19 protein-coding genes are annotated in these 21,718 nt (G+C 64.1%); 4 read left to right on the forward strand and 15 right to left on the reverse strand.

Annotated features, from left to right (window positions below; all coding sequences use genetic code 11):
- Positions 1–210: 210 nt before the first annotated feature.
- The 6 genes from IZU87_RS00315 to IZU87_RS00340 all read right to left on the reverse strand — a co-directional run bounded on the left by IZU87_RS00315 (position 211) and on the right by IZU87_RS00340 (position 5,800).
- Positions 211–948 carry an S-methyl-5'-thioinosine phosphorylase gene (locus IZU87_RS00315; RefSeq protein WP_213113354.1) on the reverse strand — a complete coding sequence of 246 codons (738 nt, stop codon included), beginning with the start codon at positions 946–948 and terminating at the stop codon, positions 211–213.
- A 270-nt stretch (positions 949–1,218) separates the two neighbouring features.
- Positions 1,219–1,800 carry a hypoxanthine-guanine phosphoribosyltransferase gene (locus IZU87_RS00320; RefSeq protein ID WP_043331927.1) on the reverse strand — a complete coding sequence of 194 codons (582 nt, stop codon included), beginning with the start codon at positions 1,798–1,800 and terminating at the stop codon, positions 1,219–1,221.
- Positions 1,781–3,127 (reverse strand): mechanosensitive ion channel family protein, encoded by a 1,347-nt coding sequence (locus tag IZU87_RS00325; RefSeq protein WP_240916697.1) that lies wholly within the window; start codon positions 3,125–3,127, stop codon positions 1,781–1,783. Before IZU87_RS00325 ends, IZU87_RS00320 begins: the two co-directional genes overlap by 20 nt.
- 48 nt (positions 3,128–3,175) lie before the next feature.
- Positions 3,176–4,321 (reverse strand): beta-N-acetylhexosaminidase, encoded by a 1,146-nt coding sequence (gene nagZ, locus IZU87_RS00330; RefSeq protein WP_213113355.1) that lies wholly within the window; start codon positions 4,319–4,321, stop codon positions 3,176–3,178.
- Positions 4,322–4,580: 259 nt separating this feature from the next.
- Positions 4,581–5,123 (reverse strand): L,D-transpeptidase, encoded by a 543-nt coding sequence (locus IZU87_RS00335; RefSeq protein WP_213113356.1) that lies wholly within the window; start codon positions 5,121–5,123, stop codon positions 4,581–4,583.
- Complete coding sequence (locus IZU87_RS00340) at positions 5,123–5,800, reverse strand: TetR/AcrR family transcriptional regulator (RefSeq protein WP_213113357.1); 678 nt, start codon at positions 5,798–5,800, stop codon at positions 5,123–5,125. Before IZU87_RS00340 ends, IZU87_RS00335 begins: the two co-directional genes overlap by 1 nt.
- Before the next feature lie 580 nt (positions 5,801–6,380).
- On the opposite strand from IZU87_RS00340, the gene lexA reads away from it, so the two are divergent.
- On the forward strand, positions 6,381–7,010 hold the full coding sequence (lexA, locus tag IZU87_RS00345) for a transcriptional repressor LexA (RefSeq protein ID WP_166019261.1): 630 nt from the start codon (positions 6,381–6,383) through the stop codon (positions 7,008–7,010).
- Positions 7,011–7,128: 118 nt separating this feature from the next.
- Here lexA and IZU87_RS00350 read toward each other — a convergent pair whose 3' ends face one another.
- The 3 genes from IZU87_RS00350 to topA form a co-directional block, all read right to left on the reverse strand.
- Positions 7,129–7,368, reverse strand: coding sequence for a hypothetical protein (locus tag IZU87_RS00350; RefSeq protein ID WP_052384340.1), 240 nt, complete (start codon positions 7,366–7,368; stop codon positions 7,129–7,131).
- A 252-nt stretch (positions 7,369–7,620) separates the two neighbouring features.
- The gene (locus tag IZU87_RS00355) at positions 7,621–8,100 is read right to left on the reverse strand and encodes a DUF6586 family protein (protein WP_213113358.1); all 480 of its coding nucleotides are present in this window, start codon (positions 8,098–8,100) and stop codon (positions 7,621–7,623) included.
- Positions 8,100–10,742, reverse strand: a complete 2,643-nt coding sequence (gene topA / locus IZU87_RS00360) for a type I DNA topoisomerase (RefSeq protein ID WP_107335351.1) — start codon at positions 10,740–10,742, stop codon at positions 8,100–8,102. Before topA ends, IZU87_RS00355 begins: the two co-directional genes overlap by 1 nt.
- Before the next feature lie 772 nt (positions 10,743–11,514).
- On the opposite strand from topA, the gene pyk reads away from it, so the two are divergent.
- Together pyk and IZU87_RS00370 are read left to right on the forward strand one after the other, a co-directional pair.
- Positions 11,515–12,984: a pyruvate kinase gene (gene pyk / locus IZU87_RS00365; protein WP_043331933.1), complete on the forward strand. Its 1,470-nt coding sequence runs from the start codon at positions 11,515–11,517 to the stop codon at positions 12,982–12,984.
- A gap of 79 nt (positions 12,985–13,063) precedes the next feature.
- Positions 13,064–13,537, forward strand: a complete 474-nt coding sequence (locus IZU87_RS00370) for a methylglyoxal synthase (protein ID WP_054555025.1) — start codon at positions 13,064–13,066, stop codon at positions 13,535–13,537.
- A 254-nt stretch (positions 13,538–13,791) separates the two neighbouring features.
- Here IZU87_RS00370 and IZU87_RS00375 read toward each other — a convergent pair whose 3' ends face one another.
- From IZU87_RS00375 to IZU87_RS00400, 6 genes are all read right to left on the reverse strand, one after another.
- Entirely contained in the window at positions 13,792–14,646 is an 855-nt protein-coding gene (locus tag IZU87_RS00375) for an isochorismatase family protein (RefSeq protein WP_213113359.1), read from the reverse strand.
- 63 nt (positions 14,647–14,709) lie between these two features.
- Entirely contained in the window at positions 14,710–15,417 is a 708-nt protein-coding gene (locus IZU87_RS00380; RefSeq protein ID WP_213113360.1) for a prephenate dehydratase domain-containing protein, read from the reverse strand.
- A 95-nt stretch (positions 15,418–15,512) separates the two neighbouring features.
- Entirely contained in the window at positions 15,513–16,265 is a 753-nt protein-coding gene (locus IZU87_RS00385) for an SDR family oxidoreductase (protein ID WP_213113361.1), read from the reverse strand.
- Between the two features lie 227 nt (positions 16,266–16,492).
- Positions 16,493–17,044 (reverse strand): lactoylglutathione lyase, encoded by a 552-nt coding sequence (gloA, locus tag IZU87_RS00390; RefSeq protein ID WP_166019255.1) that lies wholly within the window; start codon positions 17,042–17,044, stop codon positions 16,493–16,495.
- Between the two features lie 118 nt (positions 17,045–17,162).
- Positions 17,163–18,995 carry a sodium-extruding oxaloacetate decarboxylase subunit alpha gene (oadA, locus tag IZU87_RS00395; protein ID WP_213113362.1) on the reverse strand — a complete coding sequence of 611 codons (1,833 nt, stop codon included), beginning with the start codon at positions 18,993–18,995 and terminating at the stop codon, positions 17,163–17,165.
- Positions 18,996–19,078: 83 nt separating this feature from the next.
- Positions 19,079–20,494, reverse strand: a complete 1,416-nt coding sequence (locus IZU87_RS00400; protein ID WP_043331944.1) for an acetyl-CoA carboxylase biotin carboxylase subunit — start codon at positions 20,492–20,494, stop codon at positions 19,079–19,081.
- A gap of 193 nt (positions 20,495–20,687) precedes the next feature.
- Here IZU87_RS00400 and IZU87_RS00405 point away from each other — a divergent pair, with 193 nt between their 5' ends.
- Entirely contained in the window at positions 20,688–21,677 is a 990-nt protein-coding gene (locus tag IZU87_RS00405) for a LysR family transcriptional regulator (RefSeq protein WP_043331946.1), read from the forward strand.
- Positions 21,678–21,718 lie beyond the last annotated feature (41 nt).

Raw genomic sequence — 21,718 nt, forward strand, 5'->3', positions numbered from 1 at the left:
GCCTGGGCTCGAACTTGGGCATGAACTTGAGCGTGAGCGTGAGCGTGAGCGTGAGCGTGAGCGTGAGCGGAAAATGAAAACGGCCTGCATCGCGGATGCAGGCCGTTTTTTTCGTGCGGGCATACCCTCTACACCCTCTACACGCCCTCCCTACACCACCGCCTACCTACAACCACCGCCTCCCCCACTCTCCTCCTGAGGTCAGGCAGCTCAGGCATGGCGCGCCAACAGCGTCGCCAGCAAGCGCTGCACCCTGGGCATGCCGGCCTCGATCACGGATTCCGTGCCCGCGCGGGTCGGCTCCTCTTCACCGACGCCTGCGGCATGGCTGATCACCAGACACAGGCTGGCGTATTCCATCTCGAGCTCACGGGCCAGCACGGCCTCGGGCATGCCCGTCATGCCGACCAGCGTATTGCCATCACGCGCCATCAGGCGGATCTCGGCGGCGGTCTCCAGCCGCGGCCCCTGCACCACGCCCAGCACCCCGCCGGCCGTGAGGGGCAGCCCCGCCTCGGCGGCGGCCGCATGCAGCTCCTCACGCCAGCCCCGATGATACGGCCAGGCGAACGACACATGCTGGAACAGCTTGAAACGCCCATCGAAGAATGAGCCCTCGCGGCCGGTGGTGTAATCGATCAGCTGGTCCGGCACCACCAGCGTGCCCGGGGCCAGCGTCGGGTCGATGCCGGACACGCAGTTGACCCCCACCACATGGGTCGCGCCCGCCTGTTTGAGCGCCCACAGATTGGCGCGATAGTTGATGCGATGCGGCGGCACCTTGTGCGGTTGACCATGACGGGCCAGAAACAGCAGCGACTGCCCATTCAGTCGCCCTTCCACGACGCCACAGGAGGCCGCCCCCAGGGGCGTTTCCTGCCCGCCGCGCCTGAGCACTTCCATGCCTGCCCAACTGCCGAACCCCGTCCCACCGATCACCGCCAGCATCGCCCGCCTCCTTGCCACCCATGTGCAGGAATCTCTCGGGACCGGACACTCCGATCCTCAGCGAACGCTACTCCGAGCCAACCGGCGACGACAAGCACAATCGTCACGCTCTGCGCCAGGAGAAAAGAAAAGACCCCGAAAACGACACCACCCGCCGCGGTTGCCCGGGCAGGTGGTGAAGGAATGCCAGCGTTGACGATGGCTATCGCACGCGATGGCGACTGCCATCCGGCGGCTCATGTCACAGACACTTGGGTTAAAGCCCTTGGGTTACAGCCCCTTGGGCGCGTAGATGCCCGGCGCGTTACGCCAGTAGCCCTTGTAGTCCATGCCGAAGCCGAACAGGAAGCGGTCTTCGACGTCGAGACCACAGAAATCGGCCTTGAAGCCCGGGTAGGCCTTGCGGTCATGCTTCTTGTCGACCAGCACACAGCTGGACACGCTGCGTGCACCGGCTTCACGGCAGTACTCGAGGATCGCGGCCAGGGTGCCACCCTCATCGAGGATGTCATCGACGATCACCACGTCGCGACCGGCCATCGGCAGCTCCGGGTTGACGCGCCAGAACAGCTCGCCGCCGCGCATCGCGCCACGGTAGCGAGTGGCGTGCAGATAATCGACTTCCAGCGGGAAGTCGAGGCGAGTCAACAGCTGGCCGGCGGTGATCAGGCCGCCGTTCATCACGCAATAGAAGATCGGCATGCGATCGCCGAGGCGTTCCGTCAGCTCAACGGCCATGCGGTCGAGTGCCACTTCAAGGTCAGCTTGCGGGATCAGGCAATCGGCGTTGTCCATCACCTCACGCATTTCGTCATGCAGGGCGGTGAGGGTCTCAGGCGTCGGAGTCAGCATCGGGAGTTTCCTGGGTGTCACTGGCCTCATCTCCACGCCGGACGGGCGCAGAGGAGGATGTAGCAGCGGCGGTTGAATCAGAACGGCGGCGGGACCCGCGCGTCTGCGTGTCTGATGACGCCGCGGCATTCTCAGCCTCGGCGTCGTGTTCATGGTGGCGTCCTTCGAAGGACAGTACATCGGCAAAGTGCAGACGCTGCCCCGGCAGCGCCACCTGGGCATCATGCTCACGGATGATGTCGTGCACCTTGAGCAGGACATCCTGCTTGATCGCGTGGTACTTCACCCAGTCGGTGGTGCGCGTGAAGACATAGACGAAGAAGTTCAGCGAATGCTCACCGTAGGTGGTGAAGTTGACGATCTGGGTGCGCGTCTGGTCGATCTCGTCATGGCCTTCCAGCATCTCGCGTACCGCGGCAACGATGGGGCCGACCTGGGCGGCATCCTCATAGCGCAGCCCCACGGTCTCGAAGATGCGGCGATTGTACATGCGCGACGGATTCTCCACCGAGATGCTGGTGAAGATGGCGTTCGGCACGTAGAGGGGCCGCATGTCGAAGGTGCGGATGCGCGTCAGGCGCCAACCGATATCCTCGACGGTGCCCTCGATCTCGCGGTCCGGTGAGCGGATCCAGTCGCCGACCTTGAAGGGCCGGTCGAGATGGATCATCAGGGCACCGAAGAAGTTGGCCAGCAGATCCCGCGCCGCAAAGCCGACCGCGATACCGCCGACACCCCCGAAGGCCAGCACCCCGGACAGCGAGACGCCGAGGTTCTGCAGGATGGCCAGCCCCACCAGCACGACCACGACCGCCCGCAGCAGCTTGCTGATCGCCGAGGCCGTGGTGGCATCCATCGCGTTGACGTTGGTGCCGGGCGGCGGCATGGTGCGCAGCGCCTCGAAGCGCTTGACCATGCGGATCAACGCCCAGGCCAGCGCCAGCAGGGTCACGATCTGGCGCGCCGTGCCCAGGTACTTCTCGGCCCCGCCGAGGCTGAACTGGCCGGCGATGATGCCGAGCGCCAGCAACACCCCCATGCTGTAGAGCCAGAATGACAAGGGATGACGCAGACCATGCACCAGGGCGTCATCCCACAGGTTGCGGCTCTTCTCGGCATGCGCCGCCAGGCGGGTGAGCACCACTCGCTCGATGAGGTGCAGCAACAGCACCGCCAACAGCAACAGAGCGAGATTGATGCCCCACAGCGGCAGACCAAAGGTCTGCTCGACCCATTGGCGCAGCGGCTCGACCCATTGATTGATCATCTCTTCGGCAGGCGCTGCCAGCTTGTCGGCAGCAGCCTCGGTGGCGGATTGCTCAGCCATGGGAATTCCTTGCCAGTCTTCGACTCGAAAAAGGCACCGCGTGCCTGATTATTGCGCGCTACCGGACTCAGAGGCCGACCGTGCGTCAGACGCGTCAGCGGCGCCTAGCGTGCCCGAGGGCATGGCAGCCTGCTGTGATGCCTGACTGGCCGCCATCGATTCGAGCCGCGCGTGGGTGCGCCGCCAGCGTGCCAGCCCCACCAGGCCATCAAGCGTCGGGCGAGCTCGCGCATAGCGCAGCCGCGCCTGGCGCTTGCCACGGTGGCGCTGCTCATCGTCATCGAGGCTGTCGAGCACTTCGCGCGCGGCGGCCGGGTCATTGCAGACCAGCGCCATGTCGCAGCCGGCGTCCAGCGCCAGGCGCGCACGCTCTGCCGGGCCACCTTCCGCGACGGCCGCCGCCATGCCGAGATCATCGGAGAAGATGGCGCCCTTGAAGCCGAACTCTTCGCGCAGCAGGCCCAACCAGCTGGGCGAGAAGCCCGCGGGACGTGCATCGAAATCCGGATAGATCACATGCGCCGGCATCACGCCGCCCAGACGCTCGGCGAGAGCCGCGAAGGGCTTGAGGTCATGCTCGCGCAGCTCGCGGAACGGCCGCGGATCGACCACGCGCTCCAGATGGGTATCTGCCGAGATGCCACCATGCCCCGGGTAATGCTTGCCGACGGCCGACATGCCCGCCTCCTGCAGCCCGTCGATGAAGGCGCCGCCCACCGCGATGACGTCTTCCGGCGTGGCGCCGAAGCTGCGATCGCCAATGATGGTCGAGCCCGCCACATCGATATCCAGTACCGGCGCAAAGGTGATATCACAGCCGATGGCTGCCATCTCCATGCCCAGCAGCCAGCCGGCATCGCGTGCCAGACCCAGGCCTGCGGCCTGGGCGTCTTCGCCGCAGCCATCACAGTCACGGCCGAGACAGCACTGTGCCAGGCTGCGCATCGATGGCAGGCGTGTCACGCCCTCGCGCAGACGCTGGACGCGCCCGCCCTCCTGATCGATGGCGATCAGCAGGTGCGGATTGACGCTGCGAATCTCGCGGCTCAGCTCCTGTACCTGCTCGGGAGAGGCGCAATTGCGCGCAAACAGGATGACGCCCCCGACGGCAGGGCGTGCCAGCAGTTCACGTTCGTCGCGGGCGAGGGTCAGCCCCGCAACATCGACCATTACGGAGCCCAGTGGCTGTGTCATGTCATCCTTCCTGTCCATGGCCTGCGGCAGTGATGTCCCGTGAAGAGAGGAATCACGACCGCCAGGACTTCATGTCTTTTACGGGGCTCGGCAGCCTGGAAGAAACGTGATGAATCAGGCTGCCAGCGCGAGGAAAGGCGCAATTCTAGCCGACTGAACCCCTATCGAACAGTCGCGGCCAGCTGCGCCCCGGCAAGGGGCTGTCACCCAGGTTCCGGTGACAGCTCATGGAGGGTATCAGACTCGGGCACCAACGCCTTCAGGCATGCAGCAGCACCGGGGTGCCGGGCACAGCCTCGGCAAAGAGTCGCAGCAGGTCGTCATCACGCAAGCGAATGCAGCCGTGGGACGCCGCTACCCCCATGGGCTCCGTGCTGGGCGTGCCATGAAAATAGATGTAGCGGCGCAGGCTATCGACCCGCTCGCCGCGGGCATTGCGACCACGATTGACGCCGGGCTCGCGGCCGCTGAGCCACAGAATGCGCGTCAGGATCCAGTCACGCTCAGGATGCTCTAAGGCAAGCTCGGGCGTGAACACCTCGCCCGTGAAGCGCCGGCCGCGATAGACGGCGCCACGCGGATTGCCCGCCCCGATGGCGGCACGAATCACATGCCAGCCGGTTGGCGTGCAACCGCTGCCGTCGAGCTCGCCGATACCGTTGAGGCCGCTGGAGATCGCGCAGGCATGCACCAGCGCGTCAGGGTCAGCCGCGGGGGGCGGCGCATCACGACTGCCACTCGGCGCGTCATTGCGTATCTCAAGGCTCTGGCGCGAGAGATCCACCGCTACCCAGCAGGCCATCAGCTGGCCGCCTGGGTGACCGCCTCACCATCTCCGAGCGTGGCCGGCAACGGCGCTGCCATCGCCGCGACCACCACCGGCCGCATGTGCTGGATCAGCTCGCGCACCGTGGTGTGATGGCCGTACTCGGCCTCCTCGATATCGCGCAGCGCATCCAGGCCCGAGAAGGTGAATATCACGCTGCCGAGCATGAAGTGCAGACGCCAGAAGCGCTCGTTGTCCGGCAGATCAGGCGTCGCCAGCTTCAGAAGCTCGGCGAAGCGGCTGAAGACCGTGCCGTAATGCTCGCGGATATAGCGCCGCATGTGGCCCTGACCCTGGGTATAGGCAAGCCCGAGCAGGCGCATGAAGGTACGCAGGCTATTGCGCTCGGCCGGCACCTCCAGCACGGTACGCGCCATCACCTCCAGCAGGACCTCCAGCGGCACCTGGCGCCCGGCGCATTGCTGCTCGACGCTGTCGAGTGCCGCGTGGAAACGCTCACTGAACGGGTCGAGATAGCGTGCGAAGACCGCCTGGATCAGCGATTTCTTGGAGCCGAAGTGGTAGTTCACCGCCGCCAGATTGACCTTGGCCTTGCTGGTGATGTTACGCAGTGAGGTCTCGGCGAAGCCGCGCTCGGCGAACAGCACCTCGGCAGTATCGAGGATGCGGGTAACGGTATCGGTCTGGGCCATGGGCGGAACCCTTGTCAGGTAGAAAAGGACTGGAGTCGTAGGTCACGGCGCAAGCCCCGCGCGGCGACTCTCTCATGAGGTGGTGCAGGTTCACCGCAAGGCGCGTTCGATCATGACACCCGTGAGCACTACCATCGGCGAACATTCGTTTGAAACGCTTTGATTCTAGCGCGCCATGCCATGACTGACAATTCTCTCGCGTTTCAAACGCCAGAGGTTTAGCCAAGCCTGATATTCCCTCAGCGCTGACCATCCCGATTCAAGGGCTCGTCATGCTCGGTGACTGACCACCCCGCCAGAGCCAGGCCGGGTTCATCTCCAGACATTCATCTCCAGACATTCATCTCCAGACATTCACCTCCAGGCATTCACTTCCAGACATTCCCTTCAAGAAAGAATGCCTCGGATATCGGCACGAAAAGTCGCCAGGCAGCGATAAGCCGGCGACTACCTGCCCTTTGAGGCCACCACGCAAGCCACGATGCCTTGCATGACCGCCATGACTGGATACAATGACAGTTGTATGGATGCACACCCCGTGCCGTCAGCTCAAGATGCCGCCCAGGCCAAAGGCAATGCCATGACCCAGCCGCTTACTCCGCGCCAGCAGGATGTCTTCGACTTCATCATCAAGACCATCAAGTCCTCTGGCTACCCGCCGACGCGGGCCGAAATCGCCCAGGCGCTGGGCTTCCGCTCGCCGAATGCCGCCGAGGAGCATCTGCGCGCCCTCAAGCGCAAGGGCGCCATCGAGATGGTGCCAGGCACCTCACGCGGCATTCGCGTGCCGTCGCTGGCTGACGTCGACGACAGCGCCAACGATGGCCTGCCGGTGATCGGGGAAGTGGCCGCCGGCAGCCCGATTCTTGCCAGCGAGCATATCGACCGTCATTGTCCGCTGCCGAGCGACTACTTCTCGCCGGCTGCCGACTACCTGCTGCGTGTGCGCGGCGTGTCGATGAAGGATGTGGGGATTCTGGAAGGCGACCTGCTGGCCGTGCACCGCACCACCAGCGTGCGTGACGGGCAGATCGTGGTGGCACGTCTGGGGGATGAGGTCACCGTCAAGCGCTTCCGCCGTGACGGGCACTACGTGTGGCTGGAAGCCGAGAACGAGGATTTCTCGCCGATCAAGGTCGACCTGCGCACGGACAGCCTGGAGATAGAGGGTCTCGGGGTGGGCGTCATCCGCGATGGTGGCCTGCACTGAGGCCTTGACCAGCAGCGCTTTTCTCGCAGAGTTCTGAGCAGCAGAAAAGCCGCACGCATTGCACAAAAAAAACCCGCCTCGAGGCGGGTTTTTTTGTGCGCGAAGCACGAGCGATGAATCAGTGCACGATGCCTTCTGACTGCTCGTCCTCGTCTTCTTCGCCATCCCAGAGGCGAGTCCGGGTGATGGCGTGGTCGATCATCTCACGCGCGACCTCGAAACGATTGTCACGCAGCAGATCAGCAGCCTCGTCCGAAATGCGAATGCTGAGCAGCGGCTCACCTTCGCTTTCCGCGGCGCGCAGAATCACTTCACCATCTTCCATTTGCACAATTTCAAGTACGGCGGGATCGGACACGTCATTCCTCCTGCACGGCATCTCGCGAGATACCGGCGTCGTTGTAATCGTCAGCGCGACGGCTGGCAAGCCCGGCACCGCGTTGCCATCAGCGACGCAGAAAAAAGTACGACCACAGCCAGAGCCATGGTCGTACCGGAGAATGCAGGGCTTGCCACAATGCGATCAGTCTAGCACCCGTGAAGGCGAAACGTCACCCGATTGCCATGCGCCAGTCATCACCAGCGTGCAGCACCAGATCAACGCCTTGACCTACCACTCGACACTCGACTCGCGCAGCTGCGGCAGCAGCGCCTTGAATGCCGTGATGGCGGCGCTGAGACGCTCGGCCAGCGAGGCGCTCGAGGCTGCCGCGATGATCAGACCATCACCACGCGAACGCGATTCCTCGCGGCGAGCGACGCCGCCCTCTTCATGCAGGCGGGTCACATCCGCGACCAGCTCAGACAACCAGCTGTCGGGGCGCTCCAGCAGGCTGCGCAGCTGCTCGACCTCGGCGATGGGCGTCGGCGGCGACGCCAGGCGCTCGCGCCAGCTACCCTGCGGCCAGCGCGCCGTCACGGCACATTCTTCCAGCAATGACGCCAGCGCCAGCTCCAGCAGGGCGAGCGCGCCCTCTTCACCGGCCATGCGACGCGCCACGGCATGCTCATCGTCGCCAGAGGCTGCTGACTGGGCCAGCAGCAACTCAGCCTGATACAGCAGCTGATTGGTACGGGCACGCTGGCTCATCAGCTCTTGGCTCCCTTGCGCTTGTCCTCGACGACCCAGCGGCCGTTGTCGTAGGTCGCCTTCCAACCGGTCGCCTTGCCTTCCTCATCGGTCATGACGTACTGAGCCTTGACCTTGCGCGAGAAGCGAATCTGCGCCGGACGTCCGTCCGGGTCCTGATCCGGGGCCTCGAGAATGAAGTGATACTTCTCCGGCAGCTCGTCGGCGTGCGCCTTGAGCTCCTTGACCAGCGGCGGACGCGTCTCGCGATTCTTGGGGAACTGACTGGCCGCCAGGAACAGGCCACTGGCGCCATCGCGCAGCACGTAGTGGTCCTCGACCTTGACGCAGGCAAGTTCCGGCATCGGAATCGGGTCCATCTTCGGCGGCGCCACCTCACCGGACTTGAGCAGCTTGCGGGTATTCTTGCAATTCTCGTTGGTGCAGCCGAAGTACTTGCCGAAACGCCCGGTCTTGAGCTGCATGTCGGAGCCGCACTTGTCGCACTCGATCACCGGGCCATCGTAGCCCTTGATGCGGAACTGACCTTCCTCGACCTCATGACCGACACAGTCCGGGCTATTGCCGCAGACGTGCAGCTTGCGCTGCTCATCGATCAGGTAGCTGTCCATCGCGGTGGCGCAGATCGGGCAGCGACGCTTGGCGCGCAGCGCATCCGTCTCGGCATCTTCACCGGCATCGGCCGCCACGGCTTCATCGCCCGGCAGCAGATCGATGGTAGTCTTGCAGCGCTCCTTGGGCGGCAGGTTGTAGCCGGAACAGCCCAGGAAGACCCCGGTCGAGGCGGTACGAATCTGCATCTCACGCCCACAGGTCGGGCAGGCGATGTCCGTCGGCACCGGCTGGTTGGGACGCATGCCCTCTTCGGACTGGGCGTGGTCCAGCTCGGCCTTGAACTCGGCGTAGAAGGTGTCCAGCAGCTCGCGCCAGTTGCGCCCGCCGTTGGCCACCTCATCGAGATAGTCTTCCATGCGCGCCGTGAAGCCGAAGTCCATCAGGTCCTTGAAGGACTCGCTGAGGCGATCGGTGACGATATCGCCCAGCTTCTCGGCATAGAAGCGACGGTTTTCCAGCGCCACGTAGCCACGGTCCTGGATGGTGGAGATGATGGCGGCATAGGTGGACGGACGACCGATACCGCGCTTCTCCAGCTCCTTGACCAGGCTGGCCTCGGTGTAACGCGCCGTGGGCTTGGTGAAGTGCTGCAGCGGCTGCAGCTCGACCAGGTCCAGCTTCTCACCGATGGCGAGGTCCGGCAGCGACTGGTCCTCTTCCTTCTTGCCCATCGGCTTCATGACACGCGTGTAACCGTCGAACTTGAGCACACGGCCCTTGGCGCGCAGCTCGTAGCCATCCACTTCGATGGTCAGCGTGGAGGACAGGTATTCGGCCGGCAGCATCTGACAGGCCACGAACTGACGCCAGATCAGCTCATACAGGCGCTCGGCGTCACGCTCCATGCCGGCGAGATCGGTGGCGCGGCGCGACACTTCGGAAGGACGAATCGCTTCGTGCGCTTCCTGGGCGCCTTCCTTGCTGGAGTAGACGTTGGCCGCTTCCGGCAGGTAGTTGCTGCCGTATTCTTCGCTGATGAAGTCGCGCGCCGTGGCCACCGCGTCCGCCGACAGATTGGTCGAGTCGGTACGCATGTAGGTGATGTAACCCGCCTCGTAGAGACGCTGGGCCATCATCATGGTCTTCTTGACCGAGAAGCCGAGACGACCACTGGCCGCCTGCTGCAGGGTCGAGGTGATGAACGGCGCGTTCGGCTTGGAGCGCGTCGGCTTGTCTTCACGATTGGTGATCGCGAGCTTGGCCGTGCGCAGCGCCGCGATGCGGTCCATCGTCTCCTTCTCGCTGGTCGGACGGAAGGCCTTGCCATCCTGACGCGCCAGCTCGAAACGGATCGCTTCACCACTGGCGGCGGCCAGCTCAGCGTGGACATCCCAGAACTCTTCGGGGATGAAGGCGCGGATCTCGCGCTCACGCTCGACGATCAGACGCACGGCAACCGACTGCACACGCCCGGCGGACAGACCACGAGCGACCTTGGCCCACAGCAGCGGCGAGACCATGAAGCCGACGACGCGATCCAGATAGCGGCGTGCCTGCTGGGCATGCACGCGATCCATCTTCAGCTCGCCCGGCTCATCGAAGGCCGCCGTGATCGCCTTCTTGGTGATCTCGTTGAACACCACGCGCTTGTAACGCGAATCGTCGCCACCGATGGTCTCGCGCAGGTGCCAGGCAATCGCCTCACCTTCGCGGTCCAGATCCGTCGCGAGATAGATGGTGTCGGCTTTCTCGGCCAGACGCGTCAGCTCGGAAACGACCTTTTCCTTGCCGGGCAGGATCTCGTAATGCGCCTCCCAGCCATTCTCCGGGTCGACCCCCATGCGGCGGATCAACTGGGTCTTGGCCTTCTGCGCCTTGTGAGCCGCCTTGACCTCGGGCGACATCTTGCGAGTCTCCGCCGCCTGACGGGCACGTTCCTTGGGGTCGGTGGCCTGCTTGCCGCTACCGCTGGTCGGCAGGTCGCGGATGTGCCCGACACTCGACTTCACCACGAAGTCGTTGCCGAGATACTTGTTGATGGTCTTGGCCTTGGCGGGCGACTCGACGATCACCAGTGACTTGCCCATGGTTGCTCGCATCTCCTGGCCGGCGCTGATTGCGCCGGCGAATGACTCGTCGCGCTGGGTTTTGTCCCAGCCGAAAAATGCGCCTACCCTACCCCAGCATTTCAGCGCTGACCAGCAATGTTGAGACTGACGCCTCGACAAGGCGGCTCGACAGGTCGCCTCTGCGACAACCTCGAGACCTGCCATGCCACCCGCCATGTCAGCGTGCGGCTTGCGCCGAATGACATCGACAGCCATCAGGCATGTGGTCGTGGCAATCCGGCATCCGAGCCGGGTTTGAGCATAGGTCATCAGCGCATGGCAGCGGTCAACGGGCCCGATACATGGGGCCGGTGCACGGTCTGCGCTGGGCCGATGCGCGGAAATTTCGCCCAGCAGGGTATTGCCACTATATAGGTAGCACTGGAATGGCTGTCAGTGAAAGCCAGCCGGCGGACATTGGCGTGACGGGGCGGTCACCACGACGCTGCCGCAGAGAGCATGCGACGCCTGGCCGTCAGGCGTCGAAATGACGGGCCGCGCCCGCATGGCGCAGCGCGGCATACCCTAGCGCCCCAGCCCATGTCCGCGTACCCGCGACAACGTATTCGCAACAATCGCTCGGCATACTTCACGTCACCCCTTGCAGTCCCGATCGTGATCACGAGAATGGACAACGACAGCCGACGATACTCGACAGGCTCCCTTTCAGCCTTCAATGTAGTAAAATGACAACAACCTGGTTTGCGTTTTCAGCCAGTCCATCACGCCAGTGTTCAAGGAGTATGCTTTCATGCCGCACGCGTTCAACGGCCCGATCCGCCGCACCAAGATTGTCGCCACTCTCGGCCCTGCCAGTGACAAGCCGGGTGTGCTCGACGCGATGATTCGTGCCGGAGTCGATGTGGTACGCCTCAACTTCTCCCACGGTAGCCCCGAAGATCACCGCATGCGCGCCGAGGCCGTACGTCAGGCCGCCGCCGCCCAGGGCCGCAGCGTCGCCGTGCTGGGCGACCTGCAGGGTCCGAAGATCCGCATCGCGCGCTTCAAGGATACCGCCGTCAAGCTGAGCGAAGGCCAGCCGTTCATCCTCGATATCGGCCTGGGCCGTGATGAAGGTACCGTCGAGCGTGTCGGCTGTGACTACCAGGAACTGGCCGATGACGTGGTCGCGGGCGACGTGCTGCTGCTCGACGATGGCCGTGTGGTGCTTGAGGTCAATGAGCTCAAGGGCAACGAGATCCACACCACCGTCAAGGTCGGCGGCAAGCTGTCCAACAACAAGGGCATCAACAAGCAAGGCGGCGGCCTGTCTGCCGAAGCCCTGACCGACAAGGACAAGGCTGACCTGAAGACCGCCATCGATATCGGCGTCGACTATCTGGCCGTGTCCTTCCCGCGCAGCGGCGCCGACATGCAGCTGGCACGTGAACTGCTGGGCGAGGAAGGTCGTGACATCGGCCTGATCGCCAAGGTCGAGCGCGCCGAAGCCGTGGCCGACGACGCCGTGCTGGATGGCATCATCCTCGCCAGTGAAGGCGTGATGGTGGCGCGTGGCGATCTGGGCGTCGAGATTGGCGATGCTCAGCTGATCGGCGTGCAGAAGCGCATGATCCGCCGCGCGCGCAGCCTCAATCGCGTGGTCATCACGGCCACCCAGATGATGGAATCCATGATCAGCGCGCCGCTGCCGACCCGCGCCGAAGTCTTCGACGTCGCCAATGCCGTGCTCGACGGCACCGACGCCGTGATGCTGTCGGCCGAGACCGCCGCCGGCGACTTCCCGGTCGAGACCATCGAGACCATGGATCGCGTCTGCCTGGGCGCCGAACGTGAGCGTGCCGCGCAGGAATCCCAGCACCGCATCCACGAAGGCTTCAGCAAGACCGACGAGACCATCGCGCTGTCCGCGATGTATGCCGCCAACCACCTGACCGGTGTCGTGGCCATCGTGTGCATGACGGAATCCGGCTATACCCCGCTGATCGCCTCGCGCATCCGCTCCGGTCTGCCCATCGTCGGCCTGGCGCAGGACCAGAAGACCCAGCGTCGCATGGCCCTCTACCGCGGCGTGGTGTCACTGCCCTTCGATTCCAGCGAATTGCCGGCGGCGGAAATCAATCGTCGCGCCATCGCGGAGCTGGAAGCCCGCGGCATCGCGACTCGCGGTGACCTGGTGATCCTGACCCGTGGCGACCAGATGAACGCACATGGCGGCACCAACACCATGAAGATCGTCACTGTCGGCAGCACCATCGACTGATCGGCCTCGCTGGCCTCCCGCCCCGGGCCTTTCAGGGAGGGAGGCCAGCGACATTGCCCCATCCTCAGGAGGTCAGGGAATGAGCGAACAACGACCCAAGCGCCAGGCACGGCGCACCCTGCCAGCACGCAAGCGCATTGCGCTGGTGGCGCACGATGGCAAGAAGGATGAAATGCTGGCGTGGGCCAATCGCTGGCGCGATGAGCTGTCCCGCCACCAGCTGCTGGGCACGGGCACCACAGCCCGCCGCATCAGCAAGGAGCTGGGCCTCGAGGTCGAGGGCCTGCTGAGCGGCCCGCTGGGCGGTGATCAGCAGATCGGCGCGCGCATCGCCGAAGGCAATCTGGACCTGCTGGTCTTCCTGTGGGACCCGTTCGCGCCGATGCCGCACGACCCTGACGTCAAGGCGCTGCTGCGCCTGGCGGCATTGTGGAACGTGCCGGTCGCCAGCAATGCGGCCAGCGCGGACTTCCTCTTCCACTCGAAGTTGATCTCCGAGGAAGTCGAAGTGGCCGTGCCGGACGCCAATGACTGGGTCAGCACCCGCGCCTGAATGACGCTGGATGTCGCCCCATGAAAACGCCGCCTGCTCGCAAGAGAGGCGGCGTTTTCATGGCCAGATGTTGTAATCAAACTACCTTTTGCGCAGACGGGCAGTATTGCCTGCGCGGCCTCTGACGAAATTTCTGCCTTCCTACCACCACCCCTGCTCTTCCTCTCTCTGGGGACGCTGCGGTTCATGCCGTAACAGCAGCCCACAGCAGCAGACCGCAACAACAGCTCACGACATCCGCTCAACAGGTCAGCTCAAGAAGTCAGCTCAAGCTGACTGGCGATCACCGCACCACGCGCCGCCATGCAGTAAAGCCCGATGTGATGACTGTCTGCCTGGGGATGCGTCGCCGTATCGGGGAGCCCCAGCTGCGCGACCACCTCGGCCGGCAGGTCGTAGGTGGCACAGCCGGGCTCCAGCACCACGATGTCACGCACCTTGCCCAGCAGGCCGTGATTGCGCGCCGATAGCAACGTCAATACCAGGTCCATCACGCAGATATCGGTACAGATGCCTACCACGACCAAGGTTTCCAGTCCTTCGTCGCTCACCCACTCCTGCAGCGCATTGACCTGGGTATGGGGATCAATCGCGCCGACATAACCATTGATGCAGTCCTTGCGCACCAAGGTGGCCTGCGGCTCCTCCTCTAGCCAGGCAAGTTCCGCCACCAGCTCATCCTCGCCGCTGCCCTGCTCACAATGGGCGGGATAAGGCGGCTCCGGCTTGCCCGGCGCATGAGAATCAATGAAGGCCAGCAAGGGGCGATTGCGCTCACTGAAGGTTCGCGCCAGCGTATCGCTGAGGGCGACCATCCTGCTGACCTGGGCATTGGGCGCCTGAGGCGCCAGCGCACCGCCTGCGACCTGACAGAAGCCGTTGATCTCATCGACGATGATCAGCCCGGCCGTCGGCAGCGAGACCGGCACCACGGCCGGCCGCACCGGCAGGCGGGCATCAAGCTCGCCGGGGGCCTTCCACTCGGCGGGAGCGGCAGGAATGCGTTGCACCACACTGGACGCCGCGACATCGGATGAAGTCGCGGCGTCCTGCGTCTCTGGTGTAGAGGATGCGGAGGATGTAGATGAGCGCTGGTCGGAAGACACCATGCAAAAGGCCTCTGATGACGAATGGCCTTCAGCATAACGGAACTCAGGGCCGAGCGGCGACCCTCACCCGGCGGGCTCGCTGGCACCGGACAGCACGGCGTTGCCCTGCCCTTCATCCACCGTGGCATCACAGGAAAAGCACTGGCCGCGCACCCGCGCGTGATCACGCCTCAGTACCGCGAATTGCGCCACACGGCCGGGATCATCCTCGATGCGCTGGGCGAGGCACACAAGCCCCGGGCGGCGCGCCAGCGATGGCGGCGCGATGGCCAGCGTATCGCTGCGACTCTCTGCCATGTCCAGCGCATCCGCCATGTGCAGACACTCCACCCGCTCGACCTCCGGCAGGTTCTGCTGCAACCAGACATCGCACTCTTCGAACAGGGCCTCGCGTGCCACGATACGCCTCACCGCCGACGGCGAAGCCCCGGGCGGCCCGAGCAGACTGAGACTGATGGCACGGAAGACGCGCCGCTCGACGCAGATGCCCGTCCAGAATGCCAGCGCCTGATGCGTGGTGCGCACCGGACGCTGATGCCCACGCGACCAGGGCACCACGGCGGTATCGATCTCGCCTTCCGCCAGCGCCCTGATGACCTCATCGATGCCTGCGTAAGCCTTGAGCTGGGCGTCGTTGGCATAGAGCTTGAGCGCGCACTCGCGCGAGTAACCCCCAAGGTGCCCGGGATAGCCCACGCGCAAACCATCGGGAGCCGGGATCACGCCCTGCGGCGAGATATCGCCGTGGACTTCGCTAGCTGTCACCTTCATACCAGCCCCTCATGCCAATGTCTGAACAAACCTCATCCTGACAACAGCATAGCCGCAAACATGGGCGGTGTTAGGCAAAACCCACCTCGGTGACCTCAGGCAAAGCCGCCATTGGCACCGATGACCTGGCCACTCACCCAGCCGGCATCTTCGCTGGCAAGCCAGGCCACGACGGCTGCGACATCCTGCGGGTCCGCAATGCGCCCCAGCGCCGCCATGCCCTTGAGGCGCTCGATGGTCACTTCACTCTTGCCGTGACGAAACAGGCCGGTGTCCGTCGGGCCCGGTGCCACGGCATTGACCGTGATGCCTCGCTCGCCGACTTCCTTGGCCAGCACCCGCGTCAGCTGGTCCACCGCGGCCTTGGAAGCCGCATAGGGCCCGTAGGTCGCGAACATCTGCCGCGTCACCGAGGTGGACATGTTGATCACGCGTCCGCCATCACGCAGATGCCGCGCCGCCTCACGCATCAGATTGAAGGAGCCGGTCAGATTGGCCTGCATCAGGTTGGCGAAGTCGTCATCCGTGAAATCGGCGATGGGTTTGTAGATGCTCATGCCGGCATTGTTGACCAGGATATCCACCCCGCCGTACACGCGCCGGGCTTCGGTGAACAATTGTGCCGCGTCGCTGCTGACACCGACATCGGCCTGAACGGCGATCGCCTTGCCGCCCCGCGACTCGATATCCGTCACGACCTGCAAGGCGCCATCACTGTCGCTGCGATAGTTGACGATGACGTGAGCGCCGTCCGCCGCCAGGCGCTGCGCGATCCCGGCGCCGATCCCGCGTGAAGCTCCACTGACTACCGCCACCTTGCCGCTCAACCGCTGTGCATTCTCCGACATAGCTGTCTCCTCTTTCGTCATGGGCGATCGATCTCAAGGGCCGTCCCTCTCGAGGTCCATCGATCTCAAGGACCATCAATAATGAGCGCCTTGCGAGTGTCAGTCAGACATCATCATTGCAGCAAGCGAATGCCGCTGACACCCCTACAACGCGGAGTTTCGCATAAACGAAAAACCGCCACCCCGGGCATGCCGGTGGTGGCGGTTCTTTACAGCGGCGGCCTGCCTCAGGCTTCGCCGTTGGCCTGACGCTCGAAGGTATCGGCGCGCAGGATCTCGATCCAGTAGCCATCGGGGTCCTTCACGAAGGCCAGACCCTTCATCTTGCCATCGTCGGGGCGCTTGACGAACTCGACGCCCAGCGACTCGAAACGCTCGGCAGCCGCATAGACATCCGGCACGCTGACCCCGATATGGCCGAAGCCCTGCGGTTGGGCGTTGCCGTCATGGTAGGCGAAGTCCGGGTCATTCTCGGTGCCCCAGTTATGGGTCAGCTCCAGCATCGCCTCACGCCCGAAGGTGTAGGTGGTGCGCTTCAGGTCATCACCGGGCACTTCACTGGCCTGGTCGTCATCCAGGTAGGCGAGGAAATAGAGGCTGAACTGCATTTCCGGGAAGTCGAGCTTGCGCACCAGACGCATGCCCAGCACGCGGGTGTAGAAATCCAGGCTGCGCTCGGGGTCCTTGATGCGCAGCATGGTCTGGTTGAAGACGTAGCCACGGGTGGCCGGGTCGATCTGCTCACTCAGGCCGGGAACCTGCTCGAAATGTGTTGCCATGTTGGTCCTTCCACAGGAAAGGACGGCAGAGCCTCGAAGATGCCCGGCCGCCCCTGGTGATCGTATAGCTGTCAGATGGTGACGGCGGTCAGATTTTGCAACCTCGCCGCCGCTGGCATCACGCGATCTCGATCAGCACTTCCCCCGGCGTGACACGATCGCCACGCGTCACATGAATGGCCTTGACGGTACCGTCGACACGCGCGGCGATCTCGGTCTCCATCTTCATCGCCTCACTGATCAGCACCGACTGGCCCGCGGTGACGCTGTCACCGACCGCGACCAGCACCTCGACGATGTTGCCCGGCATCGCGGTGGTGACATGGCCCGGCGCCGAGGCGCTGGCACGTCCGCCGCTCTGGCCGCCCGCCACGTAATCGTCCTTGGCCTCGAACACCACCTCTTCCGGCATGCCGTCCAGGGTCAGATAGACGTGACGCTTGCTGCCCTTGGCGCCGCCGACGCCGGTGATCTGCACCGCGTAGGACTCGCCGTGCACGTCGATGACGAATTCGGTCGGCACGCCAGAGGTCACCGGACGTTCCGCCTCGCCCTGGGGGATGATTTCCGGTGTGAGCGTGCCGGCGCGGCGCTCGTTGAGGAAGTCACGTCCCAGCTCCGGGAACATGGCGAAGGTCAGCACGTCCTCGGGGGACTCGGCCAGCTCGCCCAGCTCCTCGGTGAGGCGCGTCATCTCCGGCGCGAGCAGGTCAGCCGGGCGCCCGACTTCCACCGGCGCGTTGCCGATGGCACGCGAGCGCACCTCTTCGTTGACCGGTGCCGGCGCCTGGCCATAGCCGCCCTGCAGATAGCGCTTCACCTCGTTGGTGATGCTCTTGTAGCGCTCGCCGGTCAGCACGTTGAGCACCGCCTGGGTGCCGACGATCTGCGAGGTCGGGGTGACCAGCGGCGGATAGCCGAGATCGGCACGCACACGCGGGATCTCATCGAACACCTCGCGGATGCGCTCCAGGGCATTCTGCTCCTTCAGCTGGCTGGCCAGGTTGGACATCATGCCACCGGGAATCTGGCTGATCTGGACCGAGACATCCTCGCGGGTGAATTCGCTCTCGAAGGATGAGTACTTGCTGCGCACCTCGTGGAAGTAATCGCCGATCTCGCGCAGCGACTCCAGCTCAAGGCCGGTATCCCACTGGGTGCCGCGCAGCGAGGCCACGAAGGATTCGGTGGCCGGATGGCTGGTGCCGCCGGCGAAGGCCGAGATGCAGGTATCAATGTGGCGACAGCCCGCCTCGACGGCCTTGATCTGGCATTGCGGCGCCAGGCCTGCCGTGGCGTGGCTGTGCAGATGGACCGGCACCTCGACCGCCTCGACCAGCGCGCTGACCAGGTCGTAGGTGGCGTACGGCGTCAGCAGGCCGGCCATGTCCTTGATGGCGATGGAATCGGCTCCCATCTCGACCAGTTTGCGCGCCTGCTCGACGTACATCTCCAGCGTATGCACCGGACTCACGGTGTAGCAGATGGTGCCCTGGGCGTGCTTGCCGGCCTTCTTGACCGCGCGCATGGCGGTTTCCATGTTGCGCAGGTCATTCAGGGCATCGAAGACACGGAAGATATCGATGCCACCTGCCGCGGCGCGCTCGACGAAGGCCTCCACCACGTCATCGGCATAGTGACGATAGCCGAGCAGGTTCTGGCCGCGCAGCAGCATCTGCAGCGGGGTATTGGGCATGGCTTCCTTGAGCGCCTTCAGACGCGCCCAGGGGTCTTCCTTCAAAAAGCGCACGCAGGCATCGAAGGTCGCGCCGCCCCACACTTCGAGACTGTAGAAACCGGCCTGATCGAGGCGCGCGGCGATCGGCAGCATGTCCTCGGTGCGCATGCGGGTCGCGATCAATGACTGGTGGCCATCGCGCAGCACGACTTCGGTGACCTTGACGCGCTCGGCGTGATCGACGGCGGGGGTGTTGGGGGTTGCAGCTGTCATGTCTGGGGTCCTTCTAATTGTTGGCTACGTGAACCGGGGGAAGCTCAGGGTAGATTCACGACATCAGGGGCATCAGGTGCGCATCAGAGACCGGCGTGAGCCGCGATGGCCGCCGCGATCGCCAGCGCTGTCTGTTCCGGCAGGCGCTTGACCGAGTACTGGGTCAATTCCGGGTGGGCGGCCACGAAGCCGGTATCGAAGTGCGCGTTGCGGAAATCAGGGTGCTTGAGGATTTCCTGATAGTAAGGCGCCGTGGTCTTGACGCCCTGCAGACGCATGTCATTGAGGGCACGTGAGCCACGATTGATGACCTCTTCCCAGGTCAGCCCCCACACGATGAGCTTCAGACACATGGAATCGAAATACGGCGGAATGGTGTAGCCGGTATAGATCGCGGTATCGGTACGCACGCCAGGCCCGCCCGGCGCGTAGTAGCGCGTGATGCGCCCGAAGCTTGGCAGGAAGTCGTTCTTGGGGTCCTCGGCGTTGATGCGGAACTGGATCGCATAGCCGTGATGGCGAATGTCTTCCTGACGGAAGGCCAGCTTGTGGCCCCAGGCGATGCGGATCTGCTCGCGCACGATGTCCACGCCGGTGATGGCCTCGCTGATGGTGTGTTCCACCTGCACGCGAGTGTTCATCTCCATGAAGTAGATCTCGTTGCCCTTGACCAGAAACTCCACGGTACCGGCGTTGCGATAGCCGACGGCGCGGGCGGCACGTACCGCCATCTCGCCGACGTAGGAGCGCTGCTCCGGTGTCAGCTGCGGACTGGGGGCGATCTCGATCAGCTTCTGGTTGCGACGCTGGATGGAGCAGTCACGCTCGAACAGATGAATCACGTTGTCGTGATTGTCGGCCAGGATCTGCACCTCGATATGCAGCGGGTCGACCACGCAACGCTCGAGGAACACATCGGCACTGCCGAAGGCCTTGGTGGCTTCCGAGATCACGCGCCCCCAGGCCTGCTCGAGCTGATGAGCATCATCACAACGCCGGATACCGCGCCCCCCACCGCCTGAGGTAGCCTTGAGCATGACAGGGTAGCCGACCTGCTCGGCGACACTCAGCGCCTCCTCGACATCGGCCAGATTGCCGGCCGAGCCCGGCGTCACCGGCACGCCGGCCGCCTTCATGGCATCGCGGGCCTGGGTCTTGTCACCCATGCGGGCGATGACACTGCTGGCCGGCCCCACGAAGGCGATACCCGCCGCTTCACAGATGGCCGCGAATTCGGCGTTCTCCGACAGGAATCCGTAGCCCGGATGGATGGCGTCACAGCCGGTCTCGCGCGCGAGATCGACCAGGCGGCGGGCATCCAGATAGCCGGCCAGCGGGTCTTCGCCGATGAAATGCGCTTCATCGGCGCGTTTGACGTGCAAGGAGAAACGATCAGGTTCGGTGTAGACAGCGACTGAGCGGATGTCCATCTCGGCACAGGCGCGTACAATGCGCACTGCGATTTCCCCTCGGTTGGCAATCAGCAACTTGCGAAACATGGTGACTCTCCCGGACGTGACGCGTGATCTTGTTGTGGTGCTCTGGTCGTGCGCTTGTCATTGACCGCCAGACGCGACAACGGCGCTGACAGACACGAGGTAGCATGCGTTCCACGCTACCCAGCGAGAGACCAATAGAAAAGTTGATATTTTTTTGCCAATCTATAAGTAAAACCTTATGACTGGGTGTGTCATGTCGCGTCCAAACTTGTTGAATCGCTTAACTTTCAGACAGTTACAGGTGTTCCAAGCGGTTCATCGCCAACAGTCCTACTCCCGTGCGGCCGAGCAACTTGGCCTGACGCAACCCGCCGTCAGTGCCCAGATTCGCCAATTGGAGCAGGCACTCGAGCAATCGCTGTTCAAATATGCCGGCAAGACGCTGCATATCCTGCCGGCGGCTGACGCCCTGGCGAACTCGGTGCAGTCGATCTTCGGCGAGGTCTCGAGCCTGCAGATGGAGCTGTCGGAGATCGCTGGCACCATCCGCGGCGAGCTCAATCTGGCGGCCGTGTCCACCGCTCAGTACGTGGTGCCGCATATTCTGGCGCGCTTCCGGGCGCGGTATCCGGAAGTCTCGGTGCGTCTGCGCGTCTGCAATCGCGGTCAGGCGCTCGAGCGCCTCGCCGAGCGGCGCGATGATCTGGTGATCATGGGCATGGTGCCGGATGACGCCAACCTCGCCTTCATGCCGATTCTCGACAACGAGCTGATCCCCGTCGTCTGGCCCGGTCATCCGCTGCTGGAGGTCAAGGGCATCACCCTGGAAGACCTCGCGCAGTACTACATGCTGATGCGTGAACCCGGTTCCGGCACACGCACCGCCTTCGAGGAGTTCGCCGCACGCGAGCGCGTCTCGCTGCGCCATACGCTGGAGTTGGGCTCCAATGAGGCCATCAAGCAAGGCGTGATGGCGCACCTGGGCGTGGCGATCCTGCCGCGACTGTCGGTTCAGCTCGAGCTGGCCTCAGGCCTGCTGGCCTCGCCCTCACTGCCGGGCTTCCCGCTCAGACGCAGCTGGTGCACCGTCTACCCCAAGGACCGCTACCCCACGCCGGTCACCGAGCTGTTCCTGCGCTTCGTGCGCGAGCTGCTGCCGGAGCTCAATGCTCACTTCAGCGCGCCGATGGAGCCCATCCCCGGGCACAGCGTGGCCTGCCTGCCGCTGGCGACCGAGCAATGAACATAGCGTCCTGATGACGCAAGCCACATGAAAAAACCGCC

This window comes from Cobetia sp. MC34 (assembly GCF_018340035.1).
GTDB lineage: Bacteria > Pseudomonadota > Gammaproteobacteria > Pseudomonadales > Halomonadaceae > Cobetia > Cobetia amphilecti.